The following is a 24,494-nucleotide window of genomic DNA, read 5'->3' on the forward strand; positions in this document are numbered from 1 at the left end:
CCAGGTAAAATTAGAGCCGATCGCAAAATTCAATTCCCAATCAGCACTGAAGCAGCTATAATCGATAGCTATTCTAAATAGTCAGATACAAACGCATTGCGATTTGTGAGGAGACGAATGAACATACTTGGAATCTCGGCGTACTATCACGACAGCGCCGCAGCCTTAATTCGCGACGGAGAAATTATAGCCGCAGCGCAGGAAGAAAGATTTTCCCGCAAAAAGCACGACGCCAGATTTCCCAAGCATGCGATCGCTTATTGCTTGAAAGAAGCGAACATAGATTTGCGGGAACTCGATCGAATAGTCTTTTACGACAAACCTTTAGTCAAATTCGAGCGCCTTCTCGAAACCTATTTAGCCTACGCACCCCAAGGTTTTCGCTCTTTCTTAACAGCCATGCCGATATGGCTCAAAGAAAAGCTTTACCTCAAAACCATGCTCAAAAGAGAGCTCGCAGAAATGGCAAACTGCAAAACAAATAAACTGCCATCTCTGCTATTTACCGAGCACCACCAATCCCACGCAGCATCGGCATTTTTCCCCAGCCCGTTTCAAAAAGCAGCCGTTTTGTGCCTCGACGGCGTGGGCGAGTGGGCAACAACCTCGGTTTGGTTGGGAGACGGCAACGAACTTACACCTCAGTGGGAAATCGATTTTCCCCACTCCTTGGGTTTGCTTTATTCAGCTTTCACCTATTACACAGGCTTCAAAGTCAACTCTGGCGAGTACAAACTCATGGGTTTAGCACCTTACGGCGAACCCAAGTATGTAGACAAAATTCTCAACTATTTAATCGACCTCAAAGATGACGGAACTTTTCGTTTGAACATGGATTATTTCAACTATACTGTTGGCTTAACCATGACAAACAAGAAGTTTGACGAACTGTTTGAAGGCCCGCCGCGTCAAGCTGAAGGAAAATTGACTCAGCGAGAAATGGACATTGCAGCTTCCATTCAAGTTGTTACCGAAGAAGTTGTTTTGCGGCTTTGCAGAACAGTTAAAAAAGAATTGAATGTCGATTATCTTTGTCTTGCCGGCGGCGTTGCTCTCAACTGCGTTGCTAACGGCAGACTCTTGCGGGAAGGTATTTTCAAAGATATTTGGATTCAGCCGGCGGCGGGAGATGCTGGCGGTGCTTTGGGCGCGGCTTTGGCGGTTTGGTATCAGTATTCAGAACAAACTCGCACTGCGAGCGCGAACTCGACAGCAAATAGTATAGAATCCCTCAAGACTGAACTTGTCACTACAAACGCAGCGGTTGAGGAGAGGACTGAAGTTCTCGCTGCAAACCAAGCGGTGGCAACTGTGGCGAAGTCTGTTGCTCATTTAACTTGTCACGACCAAATGAGGGGTTCTTATTTGGGCCCGAGGTTTACTGATGCAGAAATTCTCGAATATTTGGATGCTGTCAAAGCCAGCTATCACCGATTGGACGATGCCGAATTAATGCCGCAGTTGGCTGAGATTTTGGAACAGGGAAATGTGGTGGGATGGTTCCAAGGGCGGATGGAATTTGGGCCGCGGGCTCTGGGCGGTCGATCGATCGTTGGCGATCCCCGCAGTGCTAAAATGCAGTCCGTGATGAACCTGAAAATTAAATATCGGGAATCATTTCGACCTTTTGCGCCGTCAATCTTAGCCGAACGAGTTGCGGATTATTTCGAGATTGACCATTCTAGCCCTTATATGCTATTGGTAGCTCCTGTCAAGTCCAGTCTCCGCATTCCGATGACTGCGGAACAAGAGCAGTTGTTTGGCATTGAAAAGCTCAACATTCCGCGATCGGAAATTCCGGCTGTCACCCACGTCGATTACTCGGCTCGCATCCAAACTGTTCACAAAGAAACCAATCCTCGGTACTATGACTTAATCAGCCATTTTGAAGAGCGATCGGGCTGTTCGATTCTGGTAAATACTTCTTTCAACGTCCGAGGCGAACCCATTGTTTGCACTCCCGAGGATGCTTACCGCTGTTTCATGCGAACCGAAATGGACTATCTGGTTTTGGAAAATTACTTGCTTCCCAAGTCCGAACAAATTCCTTGGAAACAAGATGATGCTTGGAAAAATGAATTTGAACTAGATTAGTTATTAGTTAGTTGTTATTGGTTATTAGAAGTGTGCGAATAACCAATAACGAATAGCCAATAACGAATAACCAATTCCCAATTCCCAATTCCCCATTCCCCATTTCTAATGAGCGACGAAATTAAAAAACTCGATAAAAAAGGCTTGCGAGATTTCGGGCTGCTAATTGGCGGCTTGATTGCAGTGCTGTTCGGTTTAGCAGTACCTTTACTGCGGCGGCATTCTCTACCTTGGTTGCCCTGGATGATCGGCGCAGTGTTAATTGTGTTAGCATTAGTTGCGCCGAAATCGCTGAATCCCGTTTATCACGGGTGGATGCGGTTTGGACTTATCCTCCACAAAATCCAAACGCCGATCGTCCTAGGGATAGTTTTTTACCTGATAATTTGGCCGATGGGAGTGCTCAAAAACATTTTCGGCGAAGATGCAATGCGGCGCAAACTCAATCCTAAAATGGATACTTACCGCATCCCAAGTAAAGCAAGAACAAAAATTAGTATGGAGCGTCCTTTCTAAGTGTTTGAATCAACATTAGACTTTATCAAAGATTTGTGGGCGTTTATGAGAGAACGCCAAAAGTATTGGCTGTTGCCGTTAATTGTGACTTTAGTCTTTTTGGGAGCTTTGATTGTATTGAGTCACGGTTCTGTGATTGCTCCGTTTATTTACACCCTGTTTTGAAAGAATGAGCAAGTTGAAGAATTTGGGTGTCAATTTAGGTTTGACACTCGGCGGTTTATTGATGGGGGTGATAATTGGTGAAGTTGGATTGCGGGCGGCGGGGATTGAAGGTTATCAAAAAATAGGAGATTTCGTAGACTCGGCGCCAACTGGTTTCCACACTTCCGATCCAAATTTGGGCTGGAAGCTGAAACCGGGTGCGTCGGGGGAGTGGAAGGGGGAAGGTGCGAGTTTTGTGCAGGTGAATAGCGAGGGTTTGCGCGATCGCGAACACACAAAAGCAAAACCTCCCAATACTCTGCGGGTGGCAGTTTTGGGCGATTCTTTCACCGAAGCAATTCACGTACCTGTCGAACAAACTTTCTGGTCGAAATTGGAACGCAAGTTAGGCAACTGCGAGGCCGTTAAGGGGCGAAAAAATGTTGAGGTAATTAATTTCGGAGTGCAGGGTTACGGTACTGCTCAAGAATTGATAATGCTGCGAAAAAAAGTGTGGGATTACAATCCTGATATTGTAGTTCTTGCATTTTTTATTGGCAATGATATAATTAACAATTCCCCAAAACTAGAATACGACCGCTACCGACCATTTTTTGTGTATGATGCTAGCGGCAAGTTAGTACCGGATATGTCTTTTCGCAATCTAGCGCCGATCGACCGCAACGAAAAAGCAGTTTCATTTGTAGACCGGATGCCCGCTTTGATCGTCAACAATTCGCGCATTTTGCAGGTGATTAAAAAGGTAGATTTAGATAGCAAAAAGCGGCAGTTATCTGAGGATTTTACCGCTTTAAGTACCCTAAACCTCAAGGAACCTCAGAATGCAGCTTGGCAAGAGGCGTGGAGGGTGACAGAGGGTTTGATTGTGACGATGCGGAATGAAGTCGTGCAGAAAAATGCTGATTTCTTAGTTGTGACGATCGGCGATCCGATGCAAGTTGAACGGGATGCCAAGATGCGAAAAAATTTCATGAGAAAGAACAAGATTCAGGATTTGTTTTATCCCGATAGGCGCCTGGAAAAATTGGGCGCGCGCGAGGGTTTTCGGGTACTGAATTTAGCCGAACAGTTTCAAGGTTATACTGAAAAATATCAAGTCTGCGCCCACGGTTTTGAGAATTCTGTACCCTGTCGGGGTCACTGGAATGAACTCGGACACCGGCTGGCTAGTATCCTGATTAACCGAAATTTGTGCGAAAATTTGAAGCAGTCTCAAGTTCCCAAAAAACAACCGTAATCAGTCAAATTTCATGAAAGATTCAACTGCACTACAAAAAGGCAAAAATATATTAATTTTAATCGCTGTTAATTTGGCGATCGCCTTTATTTGTCTGGAAGCTTTGTCACTAGCTTTTTATTTTATCAACCAAAAGCAGTTTTTTTATACCAGAACTAAAGCTAAAGAAAAAGTAGTAGAAGATATAGAACGCCTGGGCATTAGACTAGATGAATCTATCGTAGAAAGACTGCACCCGTTTTTTGGCTACGTACTCAAACAAGGTGCTTTTACCAATGAAAAATTAAAGTTAAAAGTCAACAAAGAAGGCTTTTTTTCCCTATACGAATATCCCTTTATTAAAACCAATAAAAATCAATTTATTATCGGAGTTTTTGGCGGTTCAGTTGCTAACAATTTTGCCGTAGATGAATATGTAAGTCAAGTATTGTCTAAAAAATTGCAGAGTTATCCAGAATTTGCTAATAAAGAAATTGTGGTTTTAAATTTCGGCAACGGCGGATACAAACAGCCCCAACAATTATTAATTTTAAATTACTTTCTGGCTTTGGGTCAAGAGTTAGATTTAGTCATCAATATTGACGGTTTTAACGAAGTAGCACTGTCAAATCTAAACAACAAAGGCCAAGTAGAAATAGGAATGCCCAGCGTTCAGCACATACAGCCTCTGACGGGCTTAGCCAACAACAACTTGTCGCCGGAAGCCATGAGTTCGATCGCGCAAATTAGCGAAGACAAAAAAGAGTTGAAAGCAGGGATTGACAAATTGCAAACTTGTCAACTTGCTTTGTGTCACGCTGTTACCTCGCTACAAGTGAAACAATTAGTCAACGATTACCAGCAAGCCGTTGTCAAGTACGATCGGCAAGTCAAACAATCCAACCCAGACACGGCAAATAGCGGTATAGTATACATTCCCAAAGCTGACTATGTTTTGCAAGATCGCGCTGCTTTTGAGAAAATGGCATCGATGTGGTACGAATCGTCGATCGGGATGAATCAAATTTTATCAAGTAGAAAGATTAAGTATTTTCACTTTATCCAACCCAACCAGTATTATCCCACTAAGCGAGCCTTTACCGCCAAGGAAAACGAAATCGCGATCGACCAGAAGAGTCCTTACATCGAAGGGGTGAAAAAAGGTTATCCGGTACTGTTGTCCAAAGTCGATGATTTGCAAAAAGCTGGGGTTAATGTTTTTAACGCCGTGAATATTTTGGACAATACAAAAGAGACGGTTTACAAAGATGCCTGCTGTCATTATAATTCAGTGGGAGAGGACGTATTGGCAAACTATGTTTCCAGTTCCATTATTCAAGTAGTAAGAAAGCCGAAATAGATATGAAAGATTTTAAGTTTATGAACAAAAGCCAAGAAATCCTGAAAATTGCTTTGATTAACTTAGGGCTTTTATTTATTTTCTTGGAAATCGGTTCCTTGGGATGGTATTTTCTCAAGCACAAGCAATTTTTCTATACTAGAGAAAAGGCGCAAGATAAGTCGGCTTTAGGAATTAATTTAGAAGGAGTGCGGCTCAATGAGTCTATAGTCGAAAGATTTCATCCTTTTTTTGGGTTTATTCAAAAACCCAGCGCTGATTTTCGGCCCGGTTTTAAGGTTAACAACTACGGATTTATCTCTCCTTACGATTACCCTTTCAAAAAGACTAAACCCAATCAATTTATTATCGGAGTTTTTGGCGGTTCTGTGGCTTCTAATTATGGAATATTTGAAGTTCAAAATAAAATTTTACCTCAATACCTCAAGCAGCTTCCGGCTCTCAAAGATCGAGAATTTGTAATTTTGTCATTTGCTACCGGAGGCTACAAACAACCGCAGCAATTATTAATTTTAAACTACTTTTTGGCTTTAGGTCAAGAATTAGATATGGTCGTTAATATAGATGGCTTTAATGAAGTAGCACTGTCTAATTTAAACAATAAAAATAAAATCGATCTGGCGATGCCAAGCATTCAGCATATTTTGCCGCTGGCTAATTTAGCGAATAATAGCCTTTCTATCAAAGCTATGAAAGCAACTATCAGAATCCAAGAAAATAAAACTAGGATTAATCAGGGTTTGGAAAGTTTGCAACACTGCTCTTTAGCTGCGTGCGATGCTTTGACTTCTGTGTACGTTCAAAATCTAGTAAATAACTATAAAAGAGATGTTATTAAGTTTGAAAAAGAAGGGAATAAACAACAAAAAGATGACAGCGGTAGTGTGATTTATATCAATACTAATAAGTCTGTTTTACAGGATTCAGCAGCTTTTGAAGCAATGGCATGGAATTGGGCGAAAAGTTCAATTTTTATGCACAAAGTGCTGGCTGCTAGTAATGTGCCTTATTTTCATGTTCTCCAGCCCAATCAATATTATCAGACGAAAAGGGTGTTTGGTGAAGCTGAAAAGCAGATTGCTTTTAACAAGGATACTCCTTATGCTAGGGCTGTGGAACTTGGATATCCGGCTCTTTTTAAGAAGTTTCCGAATTTGGAGAAAAATAATATTGATATATTGAATGCTGTTAATGTTTTTGACAAGACTAAAGATGCTGTTTATGTAGATAGCTGCTGCCACTACAATCAAGCTGGAGAGGTAATTTTTAGCAATTATGTAGGCCGTTCGATTCTGGAATCTTTGCGGAAGGATGAAAGAAACAAGAAGAAGTAGGGGCTGGTTGCACCAACCATCAACGACTCAAACAAACAATCTCAAAAACCCGCCCCCTCCCCAGGGTAAAATTGAATGTACATTTCGATTTACCGTGGGGTGGGGGCGGGTTTATTTATATTTTGAATGATTGCCGAGATTGTTGGTGAAACCCGCCCCCTACAAAGGAAATGTACATTTTATCTGGGCTGATGAGAAGCATTGACTGTGGCGAATGGTTTTTAGGTTTTTGGTTCGGTTTTAGATCGATCGCCCGTTGACTCGATCGGCATTACCAATATCTTATCAACTCGGTTGCCGTCCATATCGACTACTTCCACCCGCAAACCGTTCCATTCAAAATGCTCGGCTGCTGTGGGAATTTTGCCCAAATTTGTAATCACAAAACCGCCCATTGTGTGGTAACTTCCTTTGTGTTCTGCTGACAATTCTTCGATTCCAAACAGCTCAAAAAAATCTTCGACTGGTAGCATTCCGTCTAAGAGCCAAGAACCGTCTTCGCGCTGCACGGCTTGTGGCTCGTCCGCATCTTCAACCGAGGGAAAGTCGCCAACGAGTTCGACTAAAATGTCGTTGACTGTCACCAATCCTTGAATAACGCCGTATTCGTCTACTACCAAAGCAATTTGATTGCTAGATTGTTTGAAAAGTTCTAATACTTTTAAACCCCGCGTGCTTTCCGGTACAAATAAAGGTCGTCGTAAAGAAGCGCTTAAATCGAGGGGTTGACCGGTCAAAGTGCGAGACAGCATATCGGTAACGTGTACTAAACCGACAACGTTGTCGAGCCCGCCCTGACAAACTGGAAACCGAGAATGACCGCTGCCGAGCATTTTTTGGCGGTTTTCTTCTACTGAGTCGTCGAGGTCGAGCCAGGTAAGATCGGGCCGCGGGGTCATTAAGGCGCTGACTCGCCGATCGCCCAAACGAAAGACTCTTTCTACCATGTCTTGTTCGGCTTCTTCAAAGGTTCCGGCTTCTGTTCCTTGCTCTATTAAAACTTTAATTTCTTCCTCTGTAACTTGCGGTTCTGTTGAAGGCACAATTCCCATAATCCGCAAAATTAAGTCAGTGGAATAACTTAAAACATAAACAGCAGGAGCACCAATTTTTGAGAGCATTCGCATGGGAATAGCGACACTAGAGGCGATCGGCTCAGGGTTGTTGAGGGCCAGCCGCTTCGGCACCAGCTCGCCAATAATTATGGTGAGATAAGTTATGGTTAAAATTGCGATGACTGAAGCGATCGCCCCAGAGTAGGGCGCCAAAACCGGAATCAAGCGCAACAGAGGCTCTACTCTTTTAGCAATGGTCGTTTCTCCGAAAGCGCCCGACAGGATAGCCAGCAGCGTAATCCCGATTTGAACTGTCGGCAAGAACTGATTCGGGGCATTAGCCAGATCCAATGCTACACGGGCATTTGTCGAACCCTGGTTAGCCATCTGTTGCAGTCTCACCTTCCGTACTGAGATGATGGCCATCTCTGACATCACAAACACGCCATTGAGGAAAACCAGCAGGAGAACAATCAGAATATCGGTACTTGGGGACATTTCTCAAATTATCGGTGGTAAAGGCGAAGCGCACTGCCCGGTTAGTCGATTTTAGATTTTAGATTTTAGATTTTAGATTGACTCCGCAGCCAGTATCTGGGGGATTTCCCTAATGTCTAAAATTTTTCGATCTTCACAACTTGAGTCGGGGGCTTGTATCCGTCTTTGGGTGCAGTCACAGGAGAGGTCTGGAAGCTGTCAATCTCGATCGCAAAATCGAAATTGTTTCTCAACCTGTCACTAGAGTAACGGAACTGGCTCATTTCGATCGCAAGTTCGAGATATTTAGAGAAGGCCTCTAGCAGATATCTACCCGCAGTTGAGTGGAACTACCAACAGCCGATCGCCACAATGATAGATGTTTGTCGTACAATCTTCCTTAGTAGGTAGCGAGGAAGAGCCTTCGCCCATCGGGGATTAAAATTAACAGCGCATGACTTTCTCTTCGATAATTCGTACCCTGGGGCGATCGCCCCTAGCAACAGAACTTCTCAACAAGCTCAAACGGCATCATTGCCTGCAACTGTCCGGCATCGCCCGTTTGCCTAAAGGCTTAGTAGCTTCCGCCCTAGCACAGCAAGAAGGGCGAAACCTATTAGCCGTGACGGCAACTCTCGAAGAAGCCGGCCGCTGGGTGGCCTCTTTAGAGGCGATGGGCTGGCAAACTGTACATTTTTACCCGACTTCGGAGGCTTCGCCCTACGAGCTATCTTACTCCGACGAGAACGAAATGACTTGGGGGCAAATGCAGGTGCTGGCGGATTTGGTGGATAAGGAAGAAAAAATCGCCAATTCGTCTAAGCCGATCGCGATTGTAGCTACTGAAAGAGCTCTCCAGCCTCATTTGCCCCCAAGAAGTGCTTTTGAACCCTACTGTCTGACGCTCAAACGAGGCGAAGTTCAAGACTCGAAGATACTCGACCGCCAACTGGTTTCGATGGGGTACGATCGGGTGAATCTGGTCGAAATGGAGGGCCAGTGGAGCCGCCGGGGCGATATTGTCGATGTGTTTCCGGTAGCGGCAGAGTTGCCGGTGCGGCTGGAATGGTTCGGGGATAATTTGGAGCAAATTCGGGAGTTCGATCCCTCGAACCAGCGATCGCTCGATAAGGTCGATCGGTTAGTTTTAACTCCTACTAATTTTAACGCAATTATTAAAGCAGTTTTAGCTGAAAAAAAGCTTGACGAAATCAACCGCATAGGCTCTGTTGACACAGAAAATGAAGCCGAAAAATTTGTCCGCAGGCTGTTGGGTTTAGCATTTGAAAAACCCGCATCTTTGTTGGATTATTTGCCAGAAAATACTTTAGTTTTGGTTGACGAACCGCAAGGGTGCGAAGCTCACAGCGACCGCTGGTTTGAGAATGCACGGGAACAGTGGAATAATTGCAATCGGCAATCGGAAGTTGCGGATGGGGAAACCGAAAAGTTGCCGATTGCTACTTTGAAGGTTCCGAAAATTCACCGCACCTTTGCTGAATCTATGGCAGATGTCGCAGGTTTCGACAGACTTGAACTTTCAGAATTGGCAGAAGATTCTACTACTAAAAAAGCTCAAAGCTCTGCGGAGGGCGACCAGCTACCGCCTGCGATTAATTTGGCTTCTCGGCCTGTGCCTGTGATGCCTCATCAATTTGCGAAGCTGTCTCAAATGCTCAGGGAAGAGCGCGATCGGGGTTTTACGGTTTTTCTGGTTTCGGCTCAACCCAGCCGATCGGTTTCTCTGCTGTCGGAACACGACTGTCCGGCTCAGTTTGTGGTGAATCCGCGCGATTATTTGGCGATCGACAAGTTGCAGTTGCAGCACGTTCCGGTTGCTTTGAAGTACAGCGGGCTGGCAGAATTGGAAGGGTTTATTCTGCCGACTTTTCGGATAGTTTTAATTACCGATCGGGAATTCTACGGCCAGCATTCCCTGGCAACTTTTAGCTACGTCCGCAAACGCCGCCGCGCTGCTTCTAAAAAGGTTGACCCGAACAAGCTGAGTCCCGGGGATTTTGTGGTTCACCGCCAGCACGGAGTGGGCAAGTTTCTGAAGTTGGAACGCTTGACGATCGATCGCGAAACTCGCGAATATTTGGTGCTTCAATACGCTGACGGTACTCTGAGGGTGGCGGCAGATCAATTGGGTGCTTTGTCGAGGTTTCGGACTGTAGGCGATAAAGTACCCGATCTCAACAAACTGACTGGTCAAACTTGGGAAAAAACTAAAACAAAAGTTCGCAAAGCTGTTAAGAAATTAGCGGTAGATTTGCTGAATCTTTATGCTAAAAGAGCTAAGCAACAAGGTTACGCTTTTCCTCCTGATATGCCTTGGCAGCAAGAGTTGGAGGATTCTTTTCCCTACCAACCAACGCCGGATCAGTTGAAGGCAACTCAAGATGTCAAACGCGACATGGAGGGCGATCGACCGATGGATCGCCTGGTCTGCGGCGATGTCGGTTTCGGCAAGACGGAAGTCGCTCTCCGAGCTATTTTTAAGGCAGTTACAGCGGGCAAGCAGGTGGCTTTGCTCGCACCGACGACGATTTTGACCCAACAGCACTATCACACGCTCTCAGAGCGTTTTTCCCCTTATCCGATCGAAGTTGGTTTGCTCAATCGCTTTCGCACTGAAACCGAGCGCCGGGAGATTCACAAGCGCTTGGCGACTGGGGAATTAGACGTGATTGTCGGTACTCAATCTGTTTTGAGCAAAGCGATTAAATTTCGGGATTTGGGCTTGTTGGTGGTGGACGAAGAACAGCGGTTTGGGGTCAAGCAAAAGGAAGCGATTAAAGCTCTGAAAACTGAAGTAGATGTGCTGACTCTCACCGCAACGCCGATTCCCCGGACTTTGTATATGTCGCTGTCGGGGATTCGCGAGATGAGTTTGATTGCGACTCCGCCACCCAGCCGCCGCCCGATTCAGACGCATTTATCCCCCTACAATTTGGAAGCGGTGCGGACGGCAATTCGTCAAGAATTGGACAGGGGCGGTCAGGTGTTTTATGTGGTGCCGCGGATTGAGGGGATTGATGAGTTGGCGGATAAGTTGCAGCAAATGGTTCCGGGGGCGAGAATTGCGATCGCCCACGGTCAAATGGAGGCTTCGGAACTAGAATCGATCATGCTGACTTTCAGTGCGGCGGAGTTTGATATTTTGGTGTGCACGACGATTATTGAGTCGGGTTTGGATATTCCGCGAGTCAATACAATTTTGATTGAAGACGCGCAGCGGTTCGGTTTGGGTCAACTGTACCAGTTGCGGGGACGGGTGGGACGCGCGGGGATTCAAGCTCACGCTTGGCTGTTTTATCCGAAGCAGAACCAACTGTCGGATGCTGCAAGGCAGCGGTTGCGGGCAATTCAAGAGTTCGCGCAGTTGGGCTCTGGCTATCAGTTGGCTGTCCGAGATATGGAAATTCGCGGTTCGGGTGATGTTTTGGGTACTGAACAGTCTGGTCAAATGGAGGCGATCGGTTTTGATTTGTATGCTGAAATGTTAGAGGAAGCTATTCGCGAAATTAAGGGCCAGGAAATTCCGAAAGTGGAGGACACGCAAATCGACCTCACTTTGACAGCGTTTATTCCTGCTGATTACATCGCGGATTTGGATCAAAAGATGAGCGCTTATCGGTCTGTTGCTTCTGCTAATACCCCTGAAGAGTTGGAGCAGATTCGGGCCGATTGGTGCGATCGCTACGGCCCCATTCCTATTCCGGCCCAGCAACTTATCCGTGTTGTCGAACTCAAACAAATCGCTAAGCAAATCGGTTTTTCTCGCATTAAACCGGAAAACAAGCAGCACATTGTTTTGGAAACCCCGATGGAGGAACCTGCTTGGAATTTGCTCAAGGCTAATTTGCCGGAACATTTGCGCTCTCGTTTTGTCTACAGCAAAGGGAAGGTTACTATTCGGGGTATGGCGGTTTTGACGGCCCAAAAGCAATTGGATAATTTGATTGATTGGCTGGGTAAAATGCAGGGCGCTTTGCCGGAAGCCAATGTTTTATTTTAATATAAAATCCCGGAATATCAAATCGTGAAAAAGTTAATCTGTGTTTTTTTTGCGATCGCGATAGTGCAAGGAGTGCCAATGGCGGTTAAAGCTCAACAAATAATTGACCCGATCGACCGGGTTGTAAGCGCAGGATTGATGAAAAAAGATGCTACCGGCAATTTTAATGCTGAGGGCATTGTCAGCCGCGCCGATTTGGCGGTGATTTTAGTGAAAACGTTTGGTTTGGAACGGCGGAAAACAGCTCAGAAACCGGAGATGGAATTGCCGGACGTACCTAAGAGTTACTGGGCTTACAGTGAGATTCAAACTGCTTTGAAAACGGGAACGATGAATGGATATCGGGACGGAATGTTTTTCCCAAATCAAAGGGTAACTCGCGCTGAAGCGTTGGCGATTTTTGCTCAAGCTTACGGGGTTTTTCAGTTTCCCGATGCCAGCATTGCCGAGATTTTAGCTCAGTATCCAGATGCAGGGGAAATCCCTAATTGGGCTAGAAAGTCTATGGCTACTGCACTTTATGAAGGGTTTGTTAATGTTGAACTCGGAACTAATAAGATTAATCCTTTGAAGCCGATGACTCGCGGAGATATCGCTTACGCTTTGAGCAAGTATTTGGAGAGGCAGGTAAAGCCAACTTCTTTGCCTGTCCCGGACGAGCAGCCTCCTAATCGCGGCATGGGAAGGTAAATATAGTAAGTTTCATTTGCATGAGAATAGGTAATTGGTAATTGGTAATTGGGCATTGGGCATTGGCCAAACAGGGCATTGGGCATTGGGCATTGGCCAAACAGGGCATTGGGCATTGGGCATTGGGCATTGGCCAAACAGGGCATTATTCCTTCTTCCTTCTTCCTTCTTCCTTCTTCCTTCTTCCCTCTTCTAGAAAAAGTCGATCGCCCGCCATGCAAAATCCCGGAGCTTTGGTGACTGTAAAAGCAGCCATCAAACCCCCAGGATTTAAACTTTTCCTCTTAAACGAGGCTCAAATTATCCCCAGTGAGCTTTAACTCAATCAGCAGTAGCCAATTCGGTACTGCCGCCGCCGCGCTTCCGCGTCAGGGTATTGAAAAGCATCTGACCGACAGCTTTAATCAAATTGCCTTCTAACTCCATGAACATCTTCATGTTCATGCCAAAAGCTGCATTAGCTTCGTCAACAATTCGGTCTGCGGTGGCTTCGTCAATCGGCAGTTCATTCATTGCCTGACGGTAGTTAGCTTTGAATTCTTTTTCATCAGGAATATCCTGGAATTCATAGAAAGCAGTGCCTTCTCCCTCGGTAAGATTCATCCCGCGCTGGGCAATTCCCTTCAGGATTTGTCCGCCGGATAAGTCGCCCAAATAACGAGTGTAAGAGTGAGCTACTAACAGTTCCGGTGCGGTAGCCGAGATTTCGTGAATCCGCTCCACATAAGCTTTAGCTGCTGCTGACGGAGCTACTTGTTCGCGCCAATTCGCACCGTAGTAGTAAAATAAATCTTGCTCTAAGCTTTGTTTGCGATTCAACTCAGAAAAGTAAATTTTTGAAACAACCGGGTGCTGCTTTTGGCGTTCCATTTCCTCTTCCATTGCCGAGTAGACAAAGTAGAGGTTTCCTACTAACTTCCGGTAAGAAGTTTTTTCTACAACGCCTTTTAAAAAACACTTGACAAAACCGACGTTTTCTGCCATCGTGTGGGACTTTTTCGTTCCCTCACGCAATTTGGTCGCTAAATTGATGCTCATACTATATTGTCCAACCTTCTATTTTTGCGGTAGTTGATGGATGCGCCAAAAATCTCAAAATTACCTAAGCATTTACCTTAGATCGATTTGATGAGAGATTGTATTAATTTTTATAACAAAAGTTGGCAGTAGTCAGTAGTCAGTAGTCATCAGTCATCAGCCACTAACTAATGACTGATGACTAATGACTCATCCTCGCCAGCAAAGAACTGTCAACTGTCAACTGCCAACTGTCAACTGTCAACTAACTTAGATGTCCAAGTCGAGGAGGTTGAGTTTGGGGCCGTAGGTTTCGATGAATTCGCGGCGGGGGGCGACACGATCGCCCATTAAGATCGTAAAGATGCGATCGGCCTCAGCAGCGTCTTCAATCTCCACCCGTTTCAGAGTCCGAGTTTCTGGGTTCATCGTGGTATCCCACAACTGTGTCGGCATCATTTCACCCAAACCTTTGAACCGCTGGATCGTGTAATTAGCATTCGCCGGAAATTCATTGCGGACGAGATTGTTCATTTCGCGATCGCTGTAACAGTAGTAATGATTGCGTCCGCGTTCCACTTTATAGAGAGGAGGACAAGCAATATAGATGTAACCTTGTTCTACAAGTGCGCGCTGATAGCGGTAGAAGAAAGTCAGCAACAGCGTGCGGATGTGGGCACCATCAACGTCAGCGTCAGTCATAATTACGATGTGGTGATACCGCAATTGACCCGGATCGAATTCTTCGCCTTTGATGCCCAAACCCAGGGCTGTAATTAACGATTGAATTTCGTTATTTTTGTAGATTTTGGCGTCGTCTGTTTTCTCAATGTTGAGAATTTTACCGCGCAGAGGCAGGATTGCTTGGAATTGGCGATCGCGCCCTTGTTTTGCCGATCCGCCCGCAGAATCCCCCTCCACCAGGTATATCTCAGACAGGGCGGGGTCTCTGGAACTGCAATCTGCTAATTTTCCAGGCAAAGGAGAGGATTCTAAAACTGATTTTCGGCGCACTAAATCGCGGGCGCGGCGGGCGGCTTCAGCAGCTTTAAATGCCTGAATAGCTTTTTCCAAAATAGCGTCAGCTACCTGGGGGCGAAACTCTAAATATTCTGTCAATACTTCGCCTACCAAGGAATCGACAATTCCCCTAACTTCTGTATTGCCTAGCTTAGTTTTAGTTTGGCCTTCAAATTCCGGGTCTGGGACTTTGACCGAAATCACTGCTGTCAAACCTTCGCGAACGTTTTCGCCGGCGAGGTTGGGTTCGTGTTCTTTGATTTTGTTGCGCTTGCGGGCGATCGAATTCATCGTCCGCGTCAAAACTGCCTTCAAACCTTCTAAGTGCGTGCCTCCGTCGATCGTCCGAATGTTGTTAGCAAAACCTAAAACGTTGTCGCTAAAAGCATCGACGCACCACTGCAAAGCCACTTCTATCTGCACGTTGTTGCGTTCTCCTTGCACGTAGATCACTTCTTCGTGCAGAGGCTGCTTTTCGCGGTTCATGTAGGCGATATATTCCTTGATTCCGCCCTCGTAACAGTATGTTTCGATGCGAGGTTCGCTACTTTTGAGCAGTTCCAAACGGTGGTCGCTAAACGTAATTCTCACGCCCGCATTCAAGTAACCCAATTCTCGCAAGCGCCCGGCAAGTGTAGTGTAATCAAATTCAATGCCAGTGCTAAATATTTGAGTATCTGGCAAGAAAGAAACTGAAGTGCCGGTGCGAGTGCCTTTGTGGGGCTTGACCTTAAGTTCAGTAACTGGATTGCCTCTTTCGTAGCGCTGTAAATGTTCTTTTTGGTCGAGCCAAACTGTCACTTCTACCCACTCAGACAGCGCGTTAACAACAGAAATACCTACACCGTGCAATCCTCCAGAAACCTTGTAGCCACCACCGCCAAATTTACCGCCGGCGTGAAGTACAGTCATTACTGTTTCTATTCCCGATTTGCCAGTCTTGGCAACGATGCCGGTCGGAATACCCCGGCCGTCGTCTGTCACGGTAACGGAACCGTCGGCGTTGATGTCAATCTCGATGTGAGTGCAGTGGCCAGCCAGCGCCTCATCTATGGAATTGTCCACAACCTCGTAAACTAGATGGTGGAGTCCTCGCGGGCCGGTGGTACCGATGTACATCCCCGGTCGTTTACGGACTGCTTCGAGACCTTCGAGAACTTGAATCTGGTCGGCGCTGTAGCTGCTGGTCATACAAAAATAGCTCCAATAATGAGGCCTAAAGCCCCAAAAGCTTCTAAAATAGGAAAACTCCTAAAATTATAGCACAAAACCGTTAAAGGCGATGCTAGGGCTTTCTGAAGGGAAATTTATCGGGGGGACGTACCCGGCATAGTAGTTTTACTTGGGGAGCTATTAACATTTGGTGGCGGGGCTGTTAGCTGGAAGGTTAAGAAGTGCGATCGTCCGTGGCAGTTTACTGCGAGTTCTTGTATTCCAGTAATTCTTGCTTTCGGCGCAATGCCCGCGCTTTGAGTGCTTCTGCTTCTGCGTCGCGGGCCTCGATCGCCTGTTGGACGATTGCCCCTGCAACTTCCGGGCGGGCGGTCAAATATTCCATCAACTCGTTTTCCACCAAAGATTTAACCATTTCTCCTACCTCCGGGTTGGCTAACCGAGTTCTCGTCGGGCCTTCCAACTCTGGATTCGGTACTTTCAGGGCAATGATACCAGTGAAACCACATTCTAAAACCTTCTTCCAACTTAAAATTGGGTCTGTGTCTTTTAGTTTGCCCAACTCGCGGGCAATATTATTTATCGTGCGCGTCACCGCAAATTGGAATCTGTAAAAGTAAGGACTATCGTCAATACTCCGAACGCAGTTGGCAAAACCTAACAGTCGGCCGCAGGAATTATCTTGGCTCGGAACGTGCCACTGAAAAGCTATTTCTACTTGTACACCGTCCCGATCGCCCTGAAGGTAAATAATATCTGGGTGTAGCGGTTCCACGTCGGAGTTCAGGTTGGCGACATATTCCCGGATACCAGCGGGGAAGCAATAAGTTTCGATGCAAGGAGAACTGCTGCCGAGTATTTCCCAGCGGTTGTCAGTCAAAATAATTTTTAGACCGGGATTGAGATAAGCAAGCTGCTGCAGATGAAGCGCCAGAGTGCTGCGATCGAACTCGACGCCATCCTTGAAAATCTCCGCATCTGGCTTGAAACAAATCGACGTACCCGTGCGGTTTTCAGGACTCGGTTTTATTGTCAGTTGCGTAACTGCCATGCCTTTGTCAAAACGCTGGCTGTAAATTTGCTCCTGGTGCCAAACAGTCACCTGCAACCATTCAGACAAAGCATTGACAATTGCTAGCCCAAGTCCGCGGATACTTCCAGAAACATTGTAGCCGTCGCCACTCCTGCCGACAAAGCAGAGAACTGTTAAAACTGCTTCCAAGAATGATTTGCCAGTTTTGGAATGAATCTCGGTGGGAATTCCCCGGCTGTTGTCTGTCACGGTAATAGAACCGTCAGTGTTGAGGTCAACTTCGATGCGAGTGCAGTAACCGGCCAACGCTTCATTAATCGAGTTGTCAACAACCTCGTAAACTAGATGGTGGAGCCCTCGTGGTCCGGTGGTACCGATGTACATCCGCGGTCGTTTGCGGACTGCTTCGAGACCTTCGAGAACTTGAGTTTGGTCGGCGCTGTAGCTGCTGGTCATACAAAAATAGCTCCCATAATGAGCCTAAAGCCCCGAAAGCTTCTAAAATGGGAAAACTCCTAAAATTATAGCACAAAACCGTTAAACGCGATGCTAGGGCTTTCTGAATGGAAATTTATCGGGGGGAGGGAGGGGAATAGTTTTGAGATTGCTGGAGGACTGCCCAGGCAGATCGCGGTGAATCAGTGAAGGGAGAGAGGGGAAAGCATTGATAGGAGAGGATTTGAGAGTTTTAATAGGGAAATGTGCGACAGCTTATGCCTAGATTAATTACGATTTGCGGGGCGACGGCGACTGGGAAGTCGGGAGTGGCTGTGGCTGTGGCTTCGCGACTGCAATCCTCGATCCTGAGTGCGGACTCCCGTCAAGTGTACCGCGAATTTGACATCGGAACCGCAAAACCGACGGCGGTCGATCGCACTTGTGTACCGCATCACTTAATTGACATCTGCGATCCGACAGAAACTCTGACACTAGCAGAGTACCAACAGCAAGCTCAAAAATTAATTGCTGATGTCGATTTTCCTGTTTCTCCCCCCCTGTTGTTGGTGGGAGGGACGGGCTTATATATTAAATCGATCGTGCGCGGTTTGAAAATTCCGAGGGTAGCGCCGATGCCCGAATTGCGATCGCAACTTGCAGAACTCGGACAATCTCAATGTTACGCCATGTTGCAGCAGGTCGATCGCTCTGCCGCTGAGAAAATTCACGTCAATGACCCAGTAAGAACTTTGAGGGCACTGGAAGTATTTTATGTCACCGGTCGCTCTATTTCCGAACAGCAGGGGGAAAATCCTCCCAATTATCCTATTTTACAAATTGGGTTGGATTGCGCGATCGATGTTTTGGTCGATCGGATCGAACAGCGCACCGAACAAATGCTAGAACGCGGTTGGATCGGTGAAGTAGAATATTTGTGTAAAAAATACGGCTGCGACTTGCCATTATTGAACACGCTGGGATACCTGGAAATGAAACAATATTTGGCTGGCGACATTAAGCTTGAAGAAGCTAAAGAATTAACAATTTTGCACACGCGGCAATTTGCAAAGAGACAGCGGACTTGGTTTCGAGCTTATCCTGAAATTGAATGGTTTGATGTTAGCGCACCAGATTTATTGGAGCGAGTTTGGCATAGAGTACAGAAATTTGTCATGGGATTTGAGATTTGAGATTTGAGATTTGAGATTGCTCCTGCGGATTCATCCGCCCATCAAATTACTGGCAGATAGATAATTACATCCTGATATTTATCTTCTGGTGACACCTCGGCAATATCAATCAAGTTATCAATTATTTGACCCATGCTCAAATTGGGATTCAAAATAAAAATTCCCGGTACATGACGACCTTGATTTATAGCGGTTCTCAGAAAGATGAGGTACGTAGTTGGGCTTCAGCCCTCTTAAGCTGTCGCGCATTTAAATTGCATATTCGAGGCGGGCGGGACGCCCACCCACAACAGTTTGATTGTTTTTTGACATACAATTTAAATGCAGAACAGCTTAGTCTGGGTGGTTATGTAAGCTGTCAGTCATACCTCATCTTTTTGAGAAAGGCTATATATGATCTGTTAGGTGTACTGGCATAGAACTGCGGTTATTTGTGACTAGCACAAAACCCTGTTCTTCGCACCAGCAAAGAATATCTGGATCTAGCGTTGACTTAGGCGGTGTACCTGGATCGCCAACTGATAAAACAGTTAAACTGGGATTCCGTCTTAGCAATTGAATTTGATAGGCAGAATCGACATTTTCATCCAAAAGGTAGCGGAGTGTCATGAGTTTACTGTTGTATTGCAACCTGTTCTTCAGAAGTCTGCTTGCGCTTAGCTAACTCTTGCCGCAACCAAACTAGAGCAGGTGGGGGGTTTAATTCTTGTAACTTGCGTTGCTGATGACCAAACTCCATCCAATCAGCCAAGTATTTGCTAACAGTTTCCTGGTTGTGCAGGTAGTAAACAATAGTCACATAGACTTGCTCTAGCGTTAGAGTGCGGTAACTCTGAGCAATTTCTTCTGGTGTCCGCTTGCGATGAATGAAATCGTAGAGGACTGTTTCAATTCCTACCCTTGTTCCCTTAATGCGAATATCGTTAGGAGCTAAAAAATCGAAGTAGTCTTCAAGTTGCATCGTTCAAACCTCTACTAACATCTCTCTAATTCTTTGCCGAAACAAACGCACAGCCGCCCGCTGTCCGACTGTTCTGCTTTGTTCGATGAAACCGGGAATTTCTGCAACGGGTAAAAAGGGAAAAGCTAAACTGCGATCGCACATTTCATATTTCCCGTCTACCAGTTGATAAACTTGCAGAGATTGGCGCCGGTACCTCCAAAGTTCGGGAACGCCAAGAGCAGCATAAATTGTAAACTTATTCACAGAAGAATTCGTGTAATCTGACTCTATTGCTAAATCGGGCGGCGGGTCATTTAGCAAATTGATATTTCTACCTCTAACTAAAGATTCATTTTGAATGTAGAAACAACTATCAGGTTCGATAGCGCGAGTTAAATCTTCCCGTTCGAGAGTCAGAGAACCGAGACTCCTAAGTTCAATTTCCAGCTCATCTACAATGGCTTCCACAAAGCTTTCTATCAGTCGTTTGGGTTCTTCGTGTTCTTCCAGCGGCATCCTGATTTCTAATAATCCTCTATCGTAAGCAATTCTCCAAGCTCTATCGTCCCCAACATCTGCCAGCAATGCCTTAAAAGTTGACCAACTGACACCTTTTAAAATAACTCGGTTTTCTACAGGGGTAGTTTGCTGCTCGACGGGAGTTGATGTTGTTGTTACCATTTAACAATTCCTTGGTAGCTTCATCAATTTTTATTATAGAGGGTAATAGGATGTTTTTTCTCGTTCCCAGGCTCTGCCTGGGAATGCCTGAATCCGAGGCTATGCCTCGCGGGAATAAGGAGGCAGAGCCTCCGGATCTGCGTTCCTAGGCAGAGCCTAGAAACGAGGGGATCGGAGGCTATGCCTCGCGGGAATAAGGAGGCAGAGCCTCCAAATCTGCGTTCCTAGGCAGAGCCTAGAAACGAGGGGAAATCCGTCAATTAACTGTACAAACTAGCTACATATTCGCCGTAACCGTTATAGGGCAAAGTCGGGCGAGTTTCCCAAGACCAACTGTTACCGGGGCCGACTATCCGTTCGCTGGCCTGCGACCATCTGGGGTGCGGTTTGTCGGGTTCGACATTTGCTTCAAAGGCGTATTCGTTGGGACCGATTGTATTCCAAAAAGTGGCGGGCTGTTGTTCGACAAATTCAATTTTGACGATCGACTTTGCGCCCTTAAAACCGTACTTCCAAGGAATCACTTGCCGCAGCGGTGCGCCATTTTGCTTGGGTAGTTTTCTGCCGTACAAGCCTGTGGCAAAAAATGCTAAATCGTTTGCCATTTCCTCAATTCGCATTCCCTCGGTGTACGGCCAAGGATAAAATTGGGAAAATACACTGGCACCTTTGGTAATTTTGGGGTCGTAAAATGATGTGAAACGAACGAATTTAGCGTTTGATTGCGGTTCGACATCGGCCATCAGCAATTTCATGGGAAATCCGACCCAAGGAACTACCATCGCCCACGCTTCTACGCAGCGAAATCGATAAACTCGTTCTTCGATGGGAAATTTTTTGTAGAGGTCGTCAATATCATAAGTTCGGGGATTTTTTACTAAACCGCCTACTTCTATTTTCCAGTTTTCTGTTGGCAAAGCTTGAGCGGCTTGCCAAATAGATTTTGTGCCGCCGTATTCGTAAAAATTGTTATATTTTGTAGCTAAGGCTTCGTCGGTAATCGCTCGATCGACTTTCGCAAAGGCAGGATTCCGGGTCAATCCCGAATATGCTTGGGTTGAGCTAGCCTCCAAAGCTGTTTTTGAGCTAGCATTGCTTTGGCAGCTTGTCAGCGGTAGCAGCGAAGCCGTCACGCCTGCGCCAATTAAATTTGTCATGAAGCGGCGGCGGTTGACAAAAGCTGTTTCTGGGGTAATTTGGGAGTCGAGAATTTCCCAAGATTTGGGGACGCGAATTAATGGCATAAGTAATAGTTAGAAGTTAGTAGTTAGTTTGGCGAAAGTTGCCTAATTTTTCATCTGTTAGTCAATTTGAGATTTGAGGTTTTAGATTGACTCCAGAGAAGGGAGAATCGCGGATATTTAGCACTGCCTCGCAATTGCTTTGCTGCGATCGCAATGCAAGTATTCGCAATGAGAGTATAACGTAATTCCGTAACAACTGAGATATTGCACCATTCTAAAGAACAGGCAAGATGCCTGTTCCACAAAGAATGATTTTCTTGTGGGGTGGGTATCCTGCCCGCCCGTACGATCGACCTATTAAACCTTGCTCGCAGGAAAGTCAGCAATTATTTACGCGCGATCGACCGCGTGCAATTGTGGCGAAAATCTGGGAAACAATTATGATCGAGCAAAGATTCCAATTATTTAATTTGTCCACAGGAAGCGGCACGCACCGCCCCGCTTTCCTCCCCCACCAGCAATAATGTCGGACGGGGGGTCTCCAGCGGAAAGACAAATGAGTTACTGCACCAATCCCAATTGCCAGAATCCCCAAAATCTCGATCGCGCGACAGTCTGCAAAAGTTGCGAGTCGAATTTGCTGCTAAAAGGCCGCTACCGAGTCTTTCACACCCTCGGTCAAAGTCTCACTTGCCGCACCTTCTTAGCAGTCGATGAAGACCAACCTTCGCAACCCCGCTGCGTCATTCAACAGTTCTGCGGGCCCGCAGCAGCAGCCGACGGTCAAAACCAGCAAAACCGGGCATTTCGCGGCTCGGCCTCAGTTCTCGGCGAGTTGGGCAAACATCCCCAAATACCGAAACTGCTGGCATCTTTTGAAGTCGAAGGCTGCCAGTATTTAGTGCAAGAATACATCGAAGGCCGCAATTTGGCCGATCGGCTTTCAGAAAAAGGTGTTGTTAAAGAAATTCAAATTTGGTATCTGCTGAGCGAATTGTTGCCAGTCCTGCAATTTGTTCACGAACATCAACTGATTCACCGAGATATCAAACCGTCCAATATTATTCACCGGAAAACTCCCCAAGCATCCGCAGCTTTGGCAGGGAAAGAGCATCTGCATCCCCTGTCCGAGGAAAGTGCCTCTGGGCTAGTTTTAGTCGATTTCGGCGCGACAATTCCGGCAAACACCGGGCCGCTGAAAACAGAAACAGTGACAGGTTCTGCCGAATACGCGGCCCCGGAACAAATTAAAGGTCAAGCTATTCCCAGCAGCGACATCTACAGTTTGGGCGTCACTTGCATTCACTTGTTAACGGGAATGTCGCCCTTTGATTTGTTTGACATCAAAGCCGAGAGTTGGGCCTGGAGGGATTATTTGAAAGTACCAGTTTCGGCGCGACTAGGCCGCATTCTGGATAAAATGGTGCAGCGAGAACCATCAAAACGCTATCGAGCGATCGAGGCAATTCTCACAGACATGAAACACGGCCCGGCACCGATAGACGTGATTCTCAGCAAACCCAAGTGGACTTTGGCCCTTTGGGGAGGAGCGGCGGTTGCCCTGCTGTCGGTAGTGCTAAGTTCTCGCTTGCCATCTCCTGCACCGCAGGCTTTCACTTCTTCTGAGCCTGCTTCTAGCATTCCCGAAATTCGGTTCAATCCGCCCCCCATGCAGGATTTCAGCCGTCAGGAATCGCAGTCCCGGCCCGCAGTACGCACTCTGGCGGATCAGGACAAAAACCCGGTTTGGGCGGTAGCAGTCACTCCCAACGGCCGCGTGATAGTCAGCGGGAATAACGACGGCACAATTCGTCTGCTGCACAAGCGTCACGGCAAGGTGCTCAAGGTTTTAGCAGGACATTTGGGGCCTGTGTGGTCGGTGGCCGTCAGTCCCAACGGCAGGACGATCGCCAGCGGCAGTGCTGACGGTACGATTAAATTGTGGAATTTCTATTCTGGCAAGTTAATTCGGACTTTGGACGGACACAAAGACGGCGTGTTCTCGGTGGCTTTCAGTCCCGACGGCCAGGCCCTCGCCAGTGTCGGTAAGGACAAAAGTTTGAAGCTGTGGCAAGTGGAAGGCGGGGCCGAGTTGGAAACTCTCAAAGGGATTCCTGACGCCGTGCATTCGGTGGCTTTCAGTCCCTATAAAGACACTCTCTTTACTGGCAACGGCGACGGTACTATCAAGATGTGGAATTGGAAGACTGGGGAATTCCAAGCGACTCTCACGGGTCACGCCGATGCTGTTTCGGCTCTTACTGTCAGCCCTGACGGTAAAATTTTGGGCAGCGGCGGTTGGGACAATACAGTGAGGATTTGGGATATCACCACGAAACACGGGCCGCAGCCCTCGGGCGAGGTGACTTTTAGGGGTCATGCCGATCGAATTCAGTCTCTAGCTTTCAGTCCCGACGGCCAAACGCTCGCCAGCGCCGATTTGAGCGGGACTATCAAGCTGTGGGCGATGGATGGCGGGGAACCCGGTACCCTGAAGGGTCATTCTACTTGGGTGGAATTGGCTTTTAATCCTCAAGACAAGACTCTGATCAGCGGCAGTTTTGACGACACGATTAAGGTGTGGCGGCTGTCTCCTTGATTTGTTCGATCGCCCTGAGTTAGGCAAGCAGTAGTATTGTTTCCGGTTGCATCGGAATGATACCGAGGACACGGCAGTGCCGTGTCCCTACCGAGGATATATATCTGGGGTGTGTTTCATAAACCTGGAATCTGCTGTATATTTGGATGGTCAGTGCGAGCGTCTCGCTCGCGATCCATGTCGCGAGCGAGACGCTCGCACTAATGTATGATTCCGATTTAACCGGATTTGATATTACTGCTTGCTTGGGCATCGTAATTTTATTTTTAACCGCTTCAGAACGCGGAT

19 protein-coding genes are annotated in these 24,494 nt (G+C 46.6%); 11 read left to right on the forward strand and 8 right to left on the reverse strand.

The window, feature by feature from the left end:
- The first annotated feature begins 117 nt into the window (after positions 1-117).
- From QUA56_RS06575 to QUA56_RS06600, 6 genes are all read left to right on the forward strand, one after another.
- A complete protein-coding gene (locus QUA56_RS06575) occupies positions 118-2,094 on the forward strand; it encodes a carbamoyltransferase (RefSeq protein WP_333354763.1) in 1,977 nt (658 codons plus the stop codon).
- Between the two features lie 108 nt (positions 2,095-2,202).
- Positions 2,203-2,610, forward strand: coding sequence for an SxtJ family membrane protein (locus QUA56_RS06580; protein WP_333354766.1), 408 nt, complete (start codon positions 2,203-2,205; stop codon positions 2,608-2,610).
- Entirely contained in the window at positions 2,611-2,775 is a 165-nt protein-coding gene (locus QUA56_RS06585) for a DUF5989 family protein (protein WP_333044816.1), read from the forward strand.
- Between the two features lie 4 nt (positions 2,776-2,779).
- Positions 2,780-4,012, forward strand: a complete 1,233-nt coding sequence (locus QUA56_RS06590; protein ID WP_333354769.1) for an SGNH/GDSL hydrolase family protein — start codon at positions 2,780-2,782, stop codon at positions 4,010-4,012.
- A gap of 13 nt (positions 4,013-4,025) precedes the next feature.
- The gene (locus tag QUA56_RS06595) at positions 4,026-5,351 is read left to right on the forward strand and encodes a hypothetical protein (protein ID WP_333354771.1); all 1,326 of its coding nucleotides are present in this window, start codon (positions 4,026-4,028) and stop codon (positions 5,349-5,351) included.
- A 2-nt stretch (positions 5,352-5,353) separates the two neighbouring features.
- Entirely contained in the window at positions 5,354-6,685 is a 1,332-nt protein-coding gene (locus QUA56_RS06600) for a hypothetical protein (RefSeq protein WP_333354774.1), read from the forward strand.
- Between the two features lie 221 nt (positions 6,686-6,906).
- On the opposite strand, the gene QUA56_RS06605 is transcribed toward QUA56_RS06600, so the two are convergent.
- Positions 6,907-8,238 carry a hemolysin family protein gene (locus tag QUA56_RS06605; RefSeq protein ID WP_333354777.1) on the reverse strand — a complete coding sequence of 444 codons (1,332 nt, stop codon included), beginning with the start codon at positions 8,236-8,238 and terminating at the stop codon, positions 6,907-6,909.
- Between the two features lie 433 nt (positions 8,239-8,671).
- Here QUA56_RS06605 and mfd point away from each other — a divergent pair, with 433 nt between their 5' ends.
- Positions 8,672-12,238 carry a transcription-repair coupling factor gene (gene mfd, locus QUA56_RS06610; RefSeq protein ID WP_333354780.1) on the forward strand — a complete coding sequence of 1,189 codons (3,567 nt, stop codon included), beginning with the start codon at positions 8,672-8,674 and terminating at the stop codon, positions 12,236-12,238.
- A gap of 24 nt (positions 12,239-12,262) precedes the next feature.
- Positions 12,263-12,928, forward strand: coding sequence for an S-layer homology domain-containing protein (locus QUA56_RS06615; protein ID WP_333354782.1), 666 nt, complete (start codon positions 12,263-12,265; stop codon positions 12,926-12,928).
- Between the two features lie 321 nt (positions 12,929-13,249).
- Here QUA56_RS06615 and QUA56_RS06620 read toward each other — a convergent pair whose 3' ends face one another.
- From QUA56_RS06620 to QUA56_RS06630, 3 genes are all read right to left on the reverse strand, one after another.
- Positions 13,250-13,966, reverse strand: a complete 717-nt coding sequence (locus tag QUA56_RS06620) for a heme oxygenase (biliverdin-producing) (RefSeq protein ID WP_333354784.1) — start codon at positions 13,964-13,966, stop codon at positions 13,250-13,252.
- Positions 13,967-14,215: 249 nt separating this feature from the next.
- The gene (gene gyrB / locus QUA56_RS06625; RefSeq protein ID WP_333354787.1) at positions 14,216-16,156 is read right to left on the reverse strand and encodes a DNA topoisomerase (ATP-hydrolyzing) subunit B; all 1,941 of its coding nucleotides are present in this window, start codon (positions 16,154-16,156) and stop codon (positions 14,216-14,218) included.
- A gap of 223 nt (positions 16,157-16,379) precedes the next feature.
- On the reverse strand, positions 16,380-17,627 hold the full coding sequence (locus QUA56_RS06630) for an ATP-binding protein (RefSeq protein ID WP_333354790.1): 1,248 nt from the start codon (positions 17,625-17,627) through the stop codon (positions 16,380-16,382).
- A 257-nt stretch (positions 17,628-17,884) separates the two neighbouring features.
- On the opposite strand from QUA56_RS06630, the gene miaA reads away from it, so the two are divergent.
- Entirely contained in the window at positions 17,885-18,799 is a 915-nt protein-coding gene (gene miaA, locus QUA56_RS06635) for a tRNA (adenosine(37)-N6)-dimethylallyltransferase MiaA (protein WP_333354793.1), read from the forward strand.
- Positions 18,800-19,186: 387 nt separating this feature from the next.
- Here miaA and QUA56_RS06640 read toward each other — a convergent pair whose 3' ends face one another.
- From QUA56_RS06640 to msrP, 4 genes are all read right to left on the reverse strand, one after another.
- A complete protein-coding gene (locus QUA56_RS06640; RefSeq protein ID WP_333354795.1) occupies positions 19,187-19,408 on the reverse strand; it encodes a DUF5615 family PIN-like protein in 222 nt (73 codons plus the stop codon).
- Between the two features lie 4 nt (positions 19,409-19,412).
- Positions 19,413-19,760 carry a DUF433 domain-containing protein gene (locus QUA56_RS06645; protein WP_333354797.1) on the reverse strand — a complete coding sequence of 116 codons (348 nt, stop codon included), beginning with the start codon at positions 19,758-19,760 and terminating at the stop codon, positions 19,413-19,415.
- A gap of 3 nt (positions 19,761-19,763) precedes the next feature.
- The gene (locus QUA56_RS06650; protein WP_333354800.1) at positions 19,764-20,423 is read right to left on the reverse strand and encodes a Uma2 family endonuclease; all 660 of its coding nucleotides are present in this window, start codon (positions 20,421-20,423) and stop codon (positions 19,764-19,766) included.
- Positions 20,424-20,683: 260 nt separating this feature from the next.
- The gene (gene msrP / locus QUA56_RS06655; RefSeq protein WP_333354803.1) at positions 20,684-21,667 is read right to left on the reverse strand and encodes a protein-methionine-sulfoxide reductase catalytic subunit MsrP; all 984 of its coding nucleotides are present in this window, start codon (positions 21,665-21,667) and stop codon (positions 20,684-20,686) included.
- A 230-nt stretch (positions 21,668-21,897) separates the two neighbouring features.
- On the opposite strand from msrP, the gene QUA56_RS06660 reads away from it, so the two are divergent.
- Positions 21,898-22,131 carry a hypothetical protein gene (locus QUA56_RS06660; protein ID WP_333354806.1) on the forward strand — a complete coding sequence of 78 codons (234 nt, stop codon included), beginning with the start codon at positions 21,898-21,900 and terminating at the stop codon, positions 22,129-22,131.
- 32 nt (positions 22,132-22,163) lie between these two features.
- Positions 22,164-24,206, forward strand: a complete 2,043-nt coding sequence (locus QUA56_RS06665) for a serine/threonine-protein kinase (protein WP_333354808.1) — start codon at positions 22,164-22,166, stop codon at positions 24,204-24,206.
- Positions 24,207-24,494 lie beyond the last annotated feature (288 nt).

The organism is Microcoleus sp. N3A4 (genome assembly GCF_036701805.1).
Taxonomy (GTDB): Bacteria; Cyanobacteriota; Cyanobacteriia; order Cyanobacteriales; family Microcoleaceae; genus Microcoleus.